Genomic DNA, 13347 nt, shown 5'->3' on the forward strand with positions numbered 1-13347 from the left:
TAAATGAGAACAACCTTAAATCCTCCGGTATTTTTTACGTCAGCTATTTTCATCCTGCTTATTGTGGTGCTGACGATCATCGCCCCCGAGGCCTCGGGCAATTTGTTCAGTGCGACGCAGTCTTGGATACTCGGTCACGCAAGTTGGTTTTACATTCTTGTTGTAGCCATTATTCTGCTTACCGTGATATTTCTGGCCCTGAGCCGGTACGGCGACATCAAGCTGGGACCTGATCACAGTCAGCCTGATTATCGCGATGTGACCTGGTTCGCCATGCTGTTTTCAGCCGGCATGGGTATAGGGCTGATGTTCTTCGGTGTTGCCGAGCCTGTCATGCATTTTGTCAGCCCACCGGTAGGTGATGCTGAAACTGTGGCGGCCGCGCGCGAGGCTATGAACATCACCTTCTTTCATTGGGGCTTGCACGCGTGGTCTATTTACGCCATTGTCGGATTGACCCTGGCATTTTTCAGCTATAGGCATGGGCTGCCACTTACGCTGCGCTCAGCACTCTATCCACTGATTGGTGAACGGATCTACGGCCCGATCGGGCATGCGGTCGATATCTTTGCCATTATTGGCACAGTGTTCGGTATTGCGACGTCTCTCGGTCTGGGGGTGGCGCAGATCAATAGCGGTCTGCATCACTTGTTCGGTCTTCCGGTCAGCATACCGACGCAAGTCGTCCTGATTGTTATCGCCACTTCGCTGGCGACTATTTCCGTAGCCAGCGGCCTTGATCGCGGCATACGGATTCTCTCGGAAACCAATCTTGGCCTGGCGGTTATGTTGCTGCTATTTGTGCTGGTATTGGGCCCCACGGTGTTTATATTGCAGACTTTTGTGCAGAACACGGGTGGGTATATTTCTGACCTGGTCAACAAAACGTTCAACCTGTACGCCTACCAGCCCAACGACTGGATAGGCGGCTGGACGCTGTTTTACTGGGGTTGGTGGATAGCCTGGTCGCCATTTGTCGGGCTATTCATTGCCCGTATCTCCCGGGGCCGCAGCATACGTGAATTCGTGCGCGGAGTATTGCTTGTCCCGACTGGCTTTACCCTGATGTGGATGACGGTGTTTGGCGATACGGCCCTGCATATGATTGTGGTCGATGGCCTGACAGATCTTGCCCAGGTCGTGGCCCAGGACAGTTCACTGGCGCTGTTTGCCTTTCTTGAGCAACTACCCTTAGCCAGCGTTACTTCCTCGGTTGCCATTGCCATGGTGGTCGTTTTCTTTGTGACATCGGCCGATTCGGGCGCATTAGTCGTCGATTTGCTGGCGTCGAGCGGTGCCGAAAACTCCCCGGTATGGCAGCGTATTTTCTGGTCGTCGCTTATGGGCGTGGTGGCCATAGCCTTGTTGCTGGCTGACGGTCTGACGGCATTGCAGACCGCTACCATTGCCAGTGCCTTGCCATTTTCGGTGATTTTACTGCTGGCAATATGGGGGTTGTTCAAGGCACTCAAGCTTGACGCAACCAAGCGGCGTATACGCTACCAGACGGTGACCCGGGCACAGCCCGGCAGCATAGGCCAACCCTGGCAACGGCGTTTACGTAATATCGTACTGATGCCCAAGCACGAACATGTGCTGCGCTTTATCCAGGAAGTGGCGCTGCCATCCATACGCTTAGTAGCAGAAGAGCTCAAGGGGCAAGGCTACGATGTCGAAGTCACCGAAGACGGCGAGACCAATGCGGTCAATCTTGAGGTGAGGCACCATGGCCAATACATGGACTTTTCCTATGCCGTGCGGCCGCTGGAGCAAGAGCGCCCTGTGCTGACGCCCGACGATGTCCGTGATAAGGACGAGCGCCGCTACTTCCGCGCCGAAGTTTTCCTGCGCGAGGGTGGGCAAGACTATGACATCATGGGCTGGAGCAACGAAGCGGTCATCAGCGACATTCTGGATCAGTACGAACGCCATCGCCAATATTTGCATATGGTGCATGCCAGTCCTGCGGCAGAGGTGCAGGAGGGCTAAGAACCACGATAGCGGTCACGTCTCTGCGCATGGGCCGCTATCTGGCTTAAAATAGGCCATCTCTACAGCAGGTGCCACGGGCATATTCTTGAATCGTTTCTTTTATACCGCTCTGATCAGAATCTTGACGCCAGGCTTGTTGGGCTGGATGGCGTTGCGTGCCCGGCGTACACCAGGCAACTGGGGGGTATGTTCGGGTGCGCGCTTTGGTCACTACGGCAGTGCAAGCCCTCTTAAAAAACCCGTCTGGGTGCATGCCGTCAGCCTGGGTGAAATGCGTGCCGCGCAGCCGCTGGTGCAAGCCCTGCTCGATCAAGGCGACACCGTCCTGCTTACGCACATGACCGTTACCGGACGGGCTGAAGGCGCACGCGCCTTCGGGCAAGACATACGTCATGGTCGCTTGCTGCAGCAATGGCTGCCCTACGATTTTCCGGGTGCTACCACTCGCTTCATGGAGCATTACCAGCCGTGCGCGGGCATTCTCATCGAGCGCGAGGTCTGGCCCAATTTACTGGCGGCAGCCCGCCGGCATCACATACCCGTCATGCTGGCCAGTGCGCGGTTTTCCGATCATGCCTTGCGCCAAAGCCTGCGCCTGGGCAGCGTCATGCGCCAGGCCTACGCCAGCTTCGATGCTGTCTATGCGCAGACGTTGCATGACGCCCAGCGCCTGGAGCAGGCCGGGGCGTCTGCCGTGCGGGTGTCCGGCAACTTCAAATTCGATGTGGCGCTTGCGGCTGACAAGATCAAGCGGGGCAAAGGCTTTGCCAGCGATCTGCCGCGCAAAGTCATTGCCATCGCCAGCACGCGCGAAGGCGAAGATGAGCTCTTCATCCGCGCCATAGGCCGACAGATCAAGCGTGCTCGCGGACAGGGTCGCAACCTGTCCGAGAAAGTCCTGTTCTGCCTCATACCGCGCCACCCACAGCGCTTTGACGAGGCCGCCGAACAACTCAGCAAGGCAGGCTTGTCGTATGTGCGCCGCTCGCAGCTGATTGCGTCGGGCGACTGCAGTTCAACCGCCTTGCAGGAGTGCAGCCAGGCTGCCGTCCTGCTGGGCGATACCCTGGGCGAGATGCCCTGGTACTACGCCCTGAGCCAGGTTGCTATTGTGGCAGGCAGCTTCCAGCCTTTGGGCGGACAAAATCTTATAGAAGCCTGCGCCATAGGCGTGCCGGTGCTGGTGGGGCCGCATACCCGCAACTTCGAGCAGGCAGTGGTAGACGCCATGGACGAAGGCGCCGCGCTGCGCGCCTCAGACCCCGATGCAGCCCTGCACATGGCGCTGCAATTGTTGAATGACCCGCAACGCATGGCCCGCATGGGCGAGGCCGGTGCGCATTGGGTGCAAAAGCACACGGGCGCCGTGGCCCGTGTGGTGGCGGGGCTGAACGAGCTCAAATCGCGTACTTGAACTGGCGATCTGCCGCATAGCGGCCACCGCCGCGCACAGCGATATAGAGCGCAAGAAACCCCATCAATACCGGAAACTCGATGCCGCGATCAATCCAGGGCCAGGTAGGACCCAGCGCATAGCTGATGCCTGCCATTTCCAGCGCGATGATGAGCGCGACCGGGCGCGTCCATAGTCCTATTGCCAGCATGATGGCGCCGGCGGTTTCTAGCAGCATGACCAGGAAAGCCAATTGAGGCGCGAATGGCAAGCCCATGACGTTCTGGATCAGGTTGATGGAGCCGGCCATCGGGTCGGCCATGGATCCATGGGAGGTTTCCAGAGCCTTGGGAAGGCCATGGGTCAGCATGATGAAACCGAAGGCGGCACGCAGCACGGCATACAAGATGGGTTCTGCGCGGGTGTATAGCACCTCCATCGTTGGAAACAGCAGCCGCTCATGGGATGCGCTTGTGTCGTTTGATGCAATCTTGGATTGGGCTATTGTGGTGTCCATCTTGAATCCCCCTTAAGAGTAAATGCTCTTTTGCAGAGCATGAGCAAGAAAGGCTGCTGTCGCGCCCAGCGTCGCAGCCAGTGCCAGCATCCCGAATGTCGTTATGGACGGGGGCTGGTGCGAAGCAAAGTAGGCCACCAGGCCTAGAAAGAAACCGAGCAGATTGTTGAATACCGGCGCCTTGGCCAAAGACAGTGCCAGCACAGTGATGGCGAACACGACGGCGCTGATGGCATAGCCGCCCAGCATGGGTGTCAGCGCCACCACGACATGGGTCGCAGCAATACCAAGGGTGACCCCTATGAATACGCAGGTCAGGTTGATGACTCCCTGCTTCAAGTTCAGTCCTCGGGTGAAGTATGAAATCCAGCCAACAAACATGGCCCACACGGGAACCTCGAATGCCACGACGCTCAAGGTGGCGGCCGATGATGCAATGACCGATTCGCCAAGCACCACTTTCAGGTGGGTGGAAAAATTGTTATCAGCCATGGCTTGCCTCCTGGAGGGGGGACATGCGTTGTGGTGACAGCAGGTCGGACAATCCAATACGGTTCAGGAACTCGGCGCGAATGCGGTCAGCCACCGCATTGACCACTTCGCAACCATCGTTTGAGGGGTCTACATGCACGCGGAATGGACGATGCCCGTAGGGACTGTCGACGATATCCACAATCGCTTGCGCCACGTTGAACACGTCGGCGTCTTCGGGTTCGCAGGAGGCCAGGCCACCCAGAACTTCTTGTTCGAATCCGGCGTAGGCGCCTCGCGCATAGACCTGCACACGTTCATCATCGTCAGGCCGGCCGCTGTGCGCAAAATGATTGGTGCCTTTGGTGAAGGCTCCGGGAACCACGATCGAGGTTTCGATCCCCCAGCGCGCCAGTTCACCCGCATAGCTGACCGCCAAGGCATCCATTGCCGCTTTGGCAGCGAAGTACGGACCAAGATAGGGCGGTGTACCGCCACGATGGCTGCTGCTACCTACCCACAGCACCAGCCCCTGTCCCTGCTTGCGCAGCTGCGGCAGTGCGGCGCGATTGACGCGTTGCGTGCCGATGACATTCACATCATAGAGTTGTGCATACTGTTCGGACGTAAAGGCTTCCGCAGGTCCGAACACCATGTGCCCCGCATTGTGGACCAGCACATCGAGCCGTTCCTCAGTCGCAACGACGTAAGTGACGGCTGCTTGCACTGAAGCTTCGGACTGCACGTCCAGCTTAATTGCATGCAGTGCCACCTTGTGGCGGGCGGCGTAGGATTGCAGGGCTTCCACTTGCGGGGCATTTCGCCCTTGGGTTTCCCGCATGCCGGCATAAACTGTATGGCCGGCCAATGCCAGCGCTCTTGCACTTAGCGCACCAATACCGCTGGACGCTCCGGTGATCAAAATAGTATGTGGCATGAATTTCCTCCTGTTGGATTGAGACGGCGTAGGTTCAGGCAAATCCGCCGTTGGCACGCACGGTTTGGGCATTGACCCAGCCTCCATCGGCGCCCACCAGGAACGACACCACGCGCGCGATGTCTTCTGGTTGTCCCAGGCGTTCAAGGGGGGCAAGCTTGCCGAGCTGGGCAATCTGTTCGTCGGTCTTGCCATCGAAAAACAGTTCGGTGGCGACGGGGCCGGGCGCGACCGCGTTCACTGTGATGTTTCGGCCGCGCAACTCGTTGGCCAGCACGCGCACCAGGCCCTCGACCCCCGCCTTGGCCGCTATGTAGGGGCCGTACTGGGGGAAGGATTTGGCAATGACGCTGGTCGATAACGCGACAATGCGGCCACCGGCCTCCAGGTATTCTGCCGCTTGTCCCAGCACCAGAAAGGCGCCGCGAAGATTGATCTGGACGGCATGGTCGAATGTTTCGATGCCGTCGGGCGTAATGGGGGCGAGTGGCATGACGCCTGCGCTATGCACCACGGCGCTGATCGTGCCGAAAGCTTCCTTGGTCGTGGCAAAAAGCCGCCGTACGTCCTCGACTTGCGACACATCTGCCTGCACGGCTATCGCAGCGCCACCCGCCGCTTCGATGGCTGCGACCACTTCCTGGGCCTTGCCGGCATTGCCCGAGTAATTGACGGCAACCTGGAAGCCGTCCGCCGCCAGGCGTAGGGCAATGTCACGACCGATCCCCCGGGAAGCACCGGTGACGATGGCCGTTCTGACGGGAGCTGCGGTGGTGGACGGATTGCTATTGATGCTCATGATGGTTTCCTTGTAAACGAGGGGAATAGGGGGGTGTGCACCCGCCAAACGATCTCGCGGCGAGTGCTATGGAAGCTATGATGCCAATTGACCGTGAATGGATAAATGGGATTAAATTGGCTATTTAATTCAAGACGCATCAACAATTGGATGGTTATGGACCGTTTTGATGCCTTGCAGCTTTTCACGCGTATCGTCGAACTGGGCAGCTTCACCGAAGCTGCGAGCGTGCTGGATATCCCGCGCGCTACGGCAACGCATGCAATCAAACAGCTGGAAAAACGCCTGGGTGCCCGCCTGCTGGATCGAACTACACGGCAAGTGAAACCCACCCTTGATGGGCAGGCCTTCTACGAACGCTGCAAGCGTGTATTGGCTGAACTGGAAGACGCGGAAACCTCCCTGAGCACTCAGGTGACCCATCCCCATGGGACGCTGCGTTTGGATATCCATGGGGCACACGCGACGAACATCATCCTCCCGCGCATTGGCGAGTTCAGGGAACGTTACCCGCAAATCAATGTTGTGCTCAGCAGTGGCGACCGTCTGGTGAATCTGGTCAAAGAAGGCATAGACTGCGTGGTGCGGGCTGGTCATCCACGCGACTCGTCGCTGGTGGTCAGGAAATTAGCCGAGATACCCGAGATCATTTGCGCCAGCCCCGAATACCTGGCGCGGCATGGCACGCCCACACACCCGCGCGAATTGACCGAGCATCAGGGCATAGGTTTTTTTTCCCGGGGCAATGACAGCCGCTATCCTTTCACCGTCATTATTGATGGAGACGTGACGGAGTTCGAGGCCAGCGGCTGGATGTCAGTCAGTGATGCCGAGTGCTACACGAGCGCGGCGCTAGCTGGCTGCGGACTAATTCAGGTGCCTCGTTTCCGCCTGGAAGAGCATCTTCGTAGCGGTCGGCTGGTTCAGGTATTGCCTGAATGGCGTTGCCCAGATCTGCCCGTCTGTGCACTTTATCCGTTCCACCGCCAGCTTTCTCCGAGAGTGCGCGTGTTCATTGATTGGGTACGCGATCTGTATACCGAAAAATTCGGCGGCCGGATGCCCCATGTCGTTGACGATTCCTTGACCTCATCTGGGAAATCTAGGAAAAAAGCAGGTAGCTAAACCAGGCGCCAATCAGCAACAGCAATACTGAAAGTGCCTTTTGCAGAAGGGGGACCTGGATTCGGCGTGTTGTCCATTGGCCGGCCACCGATGCGATCAACAGCAGCAAGCCCAGGGTGCCGCCCAATACCCAATCCAGACTGCCGGCGCGCGCGTGCACAAGGATCGCCGACAAGGCGATAGGTAGTTGCACCGCTTGTCCCACCATGATCGCCAGGCGGATGGGTTGATGGAACAACAACAGCACAGGAATCAACAATACCGGACCGCCTGTACCGGTCAGTGCGGAACCGAGACCGGCAAGAAGACCGATGCCGGCCAGTGCGCTTCGGGCAAGAAGCTTCTGGGTGGTTTCTTCGGTGGTTATTCTTTTGGCCAGCAGGCCGCGAAGGCCGGCAAAGCAAATGGTGACAATGACCAATATAAGTACGATACGGCTGTCCAGTCCATGCACCAGCACGGCGCCCAATGCGGCACCTGGCATGGCACCAATCACCACCGGCATGGTCTTGCGCATGTGGTCCCGATTGCGATTGAGATACCACAAGGCGGCGAGCCCGGGAAACCCGAAGGCCATGGAAGACGCCGCGATCGCTTGAGCGGGGGCGAGTCCTTCAATGCTGGTTAGAACGGGCACCAGCAGCACGCCGCCGATACCTGTGGCACCAATCAAAAAACCGGCCAGTATGACGGCGAGTAAGCTGGTAAGGGCCATTCAATTGCAGGGGTCTCTGTTCAAGCCCAGGCAAGGAATGCCCATGACGGTGAACTCGACGGTCAGGACGTCACCTTGCTTGCCGGACGGATAGTCACCGGGAGCATTATGGACCGCGATCACGGCACTATTGGGAAATGTTGCAGCATAGAAGGTTGCCGCGTCCAATTCTGTCATGCTTGCTTAGCGCCGACGTTGCCAGAACGGCTGGTTGGGCCAGCGGGGCTGGCTGCGGTAGTAGTGGTTTCGTTGCGTCAAGTATGTTTGCCAAAGCTGGTGTTGTTGCTCGTTGTATTGCTGGACATAAGCGCTGCGCATGCCCAGGCCCTCTGCGCCTTGCGGGCAGTCAGTGAGGGCGTAGTGGATCATGTGTCCGGCATGGCTGCCTGTCCTGAGCGCTTTGTCTATGCCTTGCGATGATAGCGGATCGTAGGCTTGTGCGGCGTCGCCTACCGCCATCCAGGCATCTCCGCAGAATTGGCCCAGTCGTTGGCTGTTGGCCGGGGCGCCCCGAATTTCTCCACAAGGCCGATACCCTTTGGTCTGAAGCAAGGGGCCGATATGGATGGATGAGCCCAGCAGTTGGTCGAAGCCAGACTGGCGCGCAGCCAGTCTGGCCTCCGGCAAGTCTTTGTCGGAATGTAAAACCACCAAGCGCCTGCTGTCAGCGCATTTGCTGCCGGGCAAGCGATTGCTATACCACCAGCCCTGCGGCGCGGCTTCTATCCGGGTATAGCGGTCATCGTCGTCCTGGGCGCAGGAAAACCATTGCGCATAGGCAAACAGGCGGTCGTTGTCGTGGTCGAGCTGAACGGCTAAGGTCCTGGCCACAGCCGCTCGTCGGCCCGAGCAGTCGACCAAGTAGCGTGCACGATGCTGCGTATTGCCGGTTTCCGAGCTTAGATTGACTTGCCAATTGAAGGGCGGCGCGGTGATGCGCGAGCAGGATTCGAAGCGGACACCCTTGAACACGCTTGCACCGGCCTGCATGGCGCTCGACCTCAGGGCTGCGTCGAAAGCCAGGCGTTCGACGCACAGGCCAAAGCCGGTCAGTGTGAAGAAAAAGTCAGTGACTTCAGCTTGGTCGTTGGTCCACAGGGAAATGTTGCCTGCGGTTTTGAACAGGCCAGGCAGATTCTGTTCCGGACTTTCAAGGTCGCCCAGGAAATGCCTGACGAGGCCGACGGCGGTTGGCGGTAGTGATTCGCCCAGCTTGAAGCTGGGCGATGCGCGTTCTTCGACCAACAGTACTCGCTGGCCGAACCGCGCCAGCGTGATAGCGGTGGCCGCACCCGCCGGGCCGGCCCCGACAATCACAACATCCCATATTGCATCGACGAGCTGGCGCCCGGACAGCGTCACCCTTTACTTACCTTTGGTGGGCGGGCGGTTCAGGGCCGGGTCGCGTTCTTGTTCGACAAATACGGTGGAACCCTGGTCGGTTACTAAACTGCCGTCGTTGGCCTTGATGGGGAGCACCATGCCCAGTTTGGGCCAGGCGAATGCCATTTGATGGTAACCATCGGTGGACGATAGCGGTTCGCCGTCGGCGTCGTAACCACGGAACCATTCTTTATGGGTTCTGGTCTGGGTTTTCTGGTCGTACTCGAAAACGATGTCGGGCCGTTGTGTGGGCCACCATGCCACGTTGCACGACCAGAAGTCGCCCTGCCATGGGCTGGACATATAAGCCGATATGGCGCCGGGCTCGTTGTTATGGCCCACGCGAAATGCCTCGGCAAAGTATTCGCGATAAATGATCAGGTAGGGAAATTCGATGCCGGGGTGGAAACCACCACCGATGGTAGGCTGAAGCGCGGAGCTATCGAGTGCATGCGGCTGTTCGGCCAATGGCAATTGCTCGAGGGGGATGGGGTCTTGCAGGGTGCCGACTTCGAAGTCGCCGTCGGCCCAGTTCTTCAAGTGCTTCAATTGCCAGTCGGTCAGGCTCAGGAATTGATCGGGAAAATTATTGCCTAGCTGCTGGTTTTGCAAGGGCTTGCCTGCCGTGCCCCACAGCTTGGGCATCAGGGTATCGTCTTCGGTGCGCTGGAATTCTTCATTCTTCCAGCTCGTGGGCCGTTGCGGCGGAGCGGGCAACAGGGTGTCGACCAATCTGCCGTTTTTGCCAGGGGCATGCCGCATCAGGCTGTAGATTCTTTGCCTGATGGGCTTGCTTTGTTCGCTGGGATCGGCCAGCAGCTTCATGTAGCCGGGCAGCAGCAAGTTGCCCGGCTGCCCCGGGCCATGGGCGCGATTCTTGGTTTCGGGAGCAACGCCTGCCGCCTCGGGACTTACCCAGCCGTAATGGACCGCATTGGCGAAGACGGGGTAGATATCGCGGTAGAAATTCGTTTTTTGCCCGGTATAGGGATAAGCCTCGGGAAAGGTCTCGTAGACGCGATCGAGAATGGACACCACGTGGTACATATGAGGTGCAAACTTGGGCGGCGCGGTGACGATCCATGCCCCGGCCTTGGGGTTTCTTGTGCCCTCGTCCGTGGCTGCCTTCACGTTGTCGCGGGTGCTGAGCACCGTACCGTCCTTGAGCGTGACCGTGACATCGATTTCGCCGCCACAGGTGTCGTCCCACCAGCCCGGGATGTTGAAGTAGGCGAACTGGTTGGTCAGGGGGTTTTTGCCGTTGTCAGGGCCGTTGGGCGGATTGACGGTTTCACTGGGATTCGACAGCACCACCTTGGGTGTCGTGACACATTCGCCTTTGCCGGGAGCGGGAATGAACAGCAGGCGATCCTGGTTGTCGAGGCGCAGTTGGCCCAATTCGATGTCTTGGGCAGCCGTATAAGTGACCTCGACGTCTTTAGACGGGTCTTTGGGCGTGTAGCCTTCGAAGCGCAGTTCGCCGGGCAGCGTGCTTTTTTCGATGCCGGTGAAGACATCGCCTTTCATGACGACCGCTTCGGTTTGCCCCGATGCGATCGTGTGCACGCCTGGGTCGATAATGAGCTGATCGCGCTCTATGGGTTTTTTGCCGGGCTGGATGGAAGGGTTGCGCAACTCGTCGGGGTCGAACAGATAGGCACCCTGGAACGCGTAGTTGGCCGCCTTCATGTTACGCACATGAACCCGCCAGTGCAGGGACTGAACCAGATCCGAGTCGGACGTGAGTTCGGCGACGACCTTGTCGTTGGCATCGTAGGCGTACACTCGATACCGCTGCGCCTGGCGTTTCAGTCGCGCGCCGCCATCGCGATAGGTACCGCCCTTGGGCCCCGGGCCATTGCTGCCGCCCGGATCGACCACGATGCCCGGCGCTTCAGGGCCGATGTAGAACTCGTCGCTGTCACCGAGGCGGGCCATGCCTATGCCCGGGTGTATGCGTATGCTTTTAATTTTATCGGACACGGCTTGTTTCCCTTAAAGAGAGTCTACGATTTTCCAATCGAGCAAATCTGCGGATGCAACGGCGTACCGGGTGCCAAGATGTTCGATGTTGGCGTAGATATAGCCGTTGGCCTGGGAATGACCCTGCAACGAGAACCCACCGCCGAAGCCAGCCTTGATTGATTTTTCGATGTTGGTACGGGTGACTGGCGCGTTGTTGGTGTGTGTGCCTGCCGCGGCGCTGGCGATGCCTGCAGGCAACAGGGCGCAGGCCGAGGCTGCAGCGCAGCCCTTGAAGAAATTTCTACGCTTGATATTCATGTGCGGTGGCTCCGTTCTAGGTGCTTTCTGGTCAAGGCACCACACAGATTACTTCATGGTGGGACAAAAAACTACAGGCAATCAAGCGTTTGAGCCATTTCGTGCCGGCAGTGTTATCAGAAAAAAGGTTTATAGAGCTGCTTACTTATGTTAGGGTTTTGCGAGAGAAGCCGTATCAGTTGGTAATGCATCAATACACGCAACAATAACTGGCTAAGGAGAAGCGTCATGGCGGTGGGTGTCTGGATCAGTTTGGGCCTGTACTTTTTATTGATGCTTGCCATAGGTTTTTACGCCATGCGCCAGGCCACTGCATCGTCGCAGCAATATTTGCTGGCCGACCGAAATCTGCATCCGGCCGTGGCGGCTTTGTCGGCCGGTGCTTCCGACATGAGCGGATGGCTGTTGCTGGGCTTGCCGGGGGCGATATTCATTGCGGGCCTGCAAGAGGCCTGGATAGGCATAGGTTTGTGGGTGGGTGCCCTGATCAATTGGGTTGTCGTCGCACCGCGCTTGCGCGAACAAACCGAGCGTTACGACAATGCCCTGACCATTCCTGCATTTCTGGCCAACCGTTTTCCTACAAAAGCTTTGGCGCTGCGCATCGTGTCTGCTGTTATCGTCGTGCTCTTCTTTGTGGTCTATACGGCATCAGGCCTGGTCGCGGGCGGCAAGCTATTCCAAATGGCCTTTAGCGGTCTGTTTACCTTTGGCGGCCTCAGCGATTATCAAACCGGTGTCTGGCTAACCCTGATCGTGGTACTGGTTTATACCTCGCTCGGCGGTTTTCTGGCAGTGAGCCTGACCGACTTCGTCCAGGGCTGCATCATGATGCTGGCACTGGTCGTCATGCCTATTGTGGTGCTCTACGGAGAAGGTGGCGGAGGCCTTGCCCAGGCGTCGGAAACCTTGTCCACCGTTACTGAGCCGGCCAACTATCTTTCCTGGACGGAGGGCATCAGCTTTGTGGCGTGGTTGTCTGCGGTTGCCTGGGGGCTGGGTTATTTTGGCCAGCCTCATATTATTGTGCGTTTCATGGCGGTGCGGTCTGTCAAAGATGTACCCACTGCACGCAATGTCTGCATGATCTGGATGTTTATTTCGCTGTTCGGTGCGATCGCCATGGCCATTTTCGGGCGTGCCTACGCCATACGTAATGGATTGACCATCGAAGATCCTGAAACCCTCTTTATTGTCCTGTCCGACCTTTTGTTCCATCCGCTGATTACCGGCTTTCTTTACGCTGCACTGCTGGCAGCCGTCATGAGCACGATTTCCAGCCAGTTGCTGGTGTCTTCCTCATCGTTGGTCGAAGATTGCTATCGCTTGTTCCTGAACAAGCAGGCCACCGAAAAGCAAAGCGTAAATGTCGGCCGCATCAGCGTTGTGGCGGTAGGGTTGGTGGCAGCCTTTATTGCCCGGAATCCCAACTCTCAAGTGCTGACGCTGGTCAGTCATGCGTGGGCGGGTTTCGGCGCGGCTTTCGGGCCCTTGGTGATTCTGGCCCTGACCTGGCGCCGCATGTCGGGTGCGGGTGCCGTAGCCGGCCTGGTGGTCGGTGCCGTTACGGTCATGGTCTGGATAGGTATGGGCTGGAATGCCAGCTTCCTGGGTGGCGAAGGCGTCTACGAAATCATTCCTGGCTTTGTCGCATCGTGGATAGCCATTTATGTGGTCAGCCTGATGACGCAAAGCGAAGGCGAGTTCCGGGCGGCCCAGAGCGTCTGAATAT

The 13347-nt window shown here is 58.1% G+C and carries 12 protein-coding genes and 1 pseudogene; 4 read left to right on the forward strand and 9 right to left on the reverse strand.

All coding sequences use genetic code 11. The features are described from left to right. Window positions 1–3: 3 nt before the first annotated feature. Together ERD84_RS05085 and ERD84_RS05090 are read left to right on the forward strand one after the other, a co-directional pair. Window positions 4–1989, forward strand: a complete 1986-nt coding sequence (locus ERD84_RS05085; RefSeq protein ID WP_130038517.1) for a BCCT family transporter — start codon at window positions 4–6, stop codon at window positions 1987–1989. A gap of 88 nt (window positions 1990–2077) precedes the next feature. Then, on the forward strand, window positions 2078–3406 hold the full coding sequence (locus ERD84_RS05090; protein ID WP_130038518.1) for a 3-deoxy-D-manno-octulosonic acid transferase: 1329 nt from the start codon (window positions 2078–2080) through the stop codon (window positions 3404–3406). Here the strand turns inward: ERD84_RS05090 and ERD84_RS05095 are convergent. The 4 genes from ERD84_RS05095 to ERD84_RS05110 are packed head-to-tail and all read right to left on the reverse strand — an operon-like array spanning window position 3390 to window position 6109. Then, window positions 3390–3902 carry a DoxX family protein gene (locus tag ERD84_RS05095; RefSeq protein ID WP_209019812.1) on the reverse strand — a complete coding sequence of 171 codons (513 nt, stop codon included), beginning with the start codon at window positions 3900–3902 and terminating at the stop codon, window positions 3390–3392. The genes ERD84_RS05090 and ERD84_RS05095 overlap by 17 nt on opposite strands. Window positions 3903–3914: 12 nt before the next feature. Further along, window positions 3915–4394, reverse strand: coding sequence for a DUF1097 domain-containing protein (locus ERD84_RS05100; RefSeq protein ID WP_130038519.1), 480 nt, complete (start codon window positions 4392–4394; stop codon window positions 3915–3917). Further along, window positions 4387–5310, reverse strand: a complete 924-nt coding sequence (locus tag ERD84_RS05105; protein WP_130038520.1) for an SDR family oxidoreductase — start codon at window positions 5308–5310, stop codon at window positions 4387–4389. The genes ERD84_RS05100 and ERD84_RS05105 overlap by 8 nt, the downstream gene beginning before the upstream one ends. 34 nt (window positions 5311–5344) lie before the next feature. After that, entirely contained in the window at window positions 5345–6109 is a 765-nt protein-coding gene (locus ERD84_RS05110) for an SDR family oxidoreductase (RefSeq protein WP_130038521.1), read from the reverse strand. A gap of 156 nt (window positions 6110–6265) precedes the next feature. Here ERD84_RS05110 and ERD84_RS05115 point away from each other — a divergent pair, with 156 nt between their 5' ends. After that, the gene (locus tag ERD84_RS05115; protein ID WP_209019813.1) at window positions 6266–7234 is read left to right on the forward strand and encodes a LysR family transcriptional regulator; all 969 of its coding nucleotides are present in this window, start codon (window positions 6266–6268) and stop codon (window positions 7232–7234) included. Here ERD84_RS05115 and ERD84_RS05120 read toward each other — a convergent pair. The 5 genes and pseudogenes from ERD84_RS05120 to ERD84_RS05140 all read right to left on the reverse strand — a co-directional run bounded on the left by ERD84_RS05120 (window position 7212) and on the right by ERD84_RS05140 (window position 11615). Next, entirely contained in the window at window positions 7212–7949 is a 738-nt protein-coding gene (locus ERD84_RS05120) for a sulfite exporter TauE/SafE family protein (RefSeq protein ID WP_130038522.1), read from the reverse strand. The genes ERD84_RS05115 and ERD84_RS05120 overlap by 23 nt on opposite strands. Before the next feature lie 9 nt (window positions 7950–7958). Further along, window positions 7959–8126: pseudogene (locus ERD84_RS05125) on the reverse strand (VOC family protein); the annotation flags it as partial. Between the two features lie 6 nt (window positions 8127–8132). Continuing rightward, a complete protein-coding gene (locus ERD84_RS05130; RefSeq protein ID WP_130038523.1) occupies window positions 8133–9311 on the reverse strand; it encodes an FAD-dependent monooxygenase in 1179 nt (392 codons plus the stop codon). A gap of 3 nt (window positions 9312–9314) precedes the next feature. After that, window positions 9315–11315 carry a LodA/GoxA family CTQ-dependent oxidase gene (locus ERD84_RS05135; protein WP_130038524.1) on the reverse strand — a complete coding sequence of 667 codons (2001 nt, stop codon included), beginning with the start codon at window positions 11313–11315 and terminating at the stop codon, window positions 9315–9317. A 12-nt stretch (window positions 11316–11327) separates the two neighbouring features. After that, window positions 11328–11615 (reverse strand): twin-arginine translocation signal domain-containing protein, encoded by a 288-nt coding sequence (locus ERD84_RS05140; protein WP_130038525.1) that lies wholly within the window; start codon window positions 11613–11615, stop codon window positions 11328–11330. 228 nt (window positions 11616–11843) lie between these two features. On the opposite strand from ERD84_RS05140, the gene putP reads away from it, so the two are divergent. Continuing rightward, window positions 11844–13343: a sodium/proline symporter PutP gene (gene putP / locus ERD84_RS05145; protein ID WP_130038526.1), complete on the forward strand. Its 1500-nt coding sequence runs from the start codon at window positions 11844–11846 to the stop codon at window positions 13341–13343. Window positions 13344–13347: the final 4 nt, after the last annotated feature.

The organism is Pollutimonas harenae, from assembly GCF_004153685.1.
Taxonomy (GTDB): Bacteria; Pseudomonadota; Gammaproteobacteria; order Burkholderiales; family Burkholderiaceae_B; genus Pusillimonas_C; species Pusillimonas_C harenae.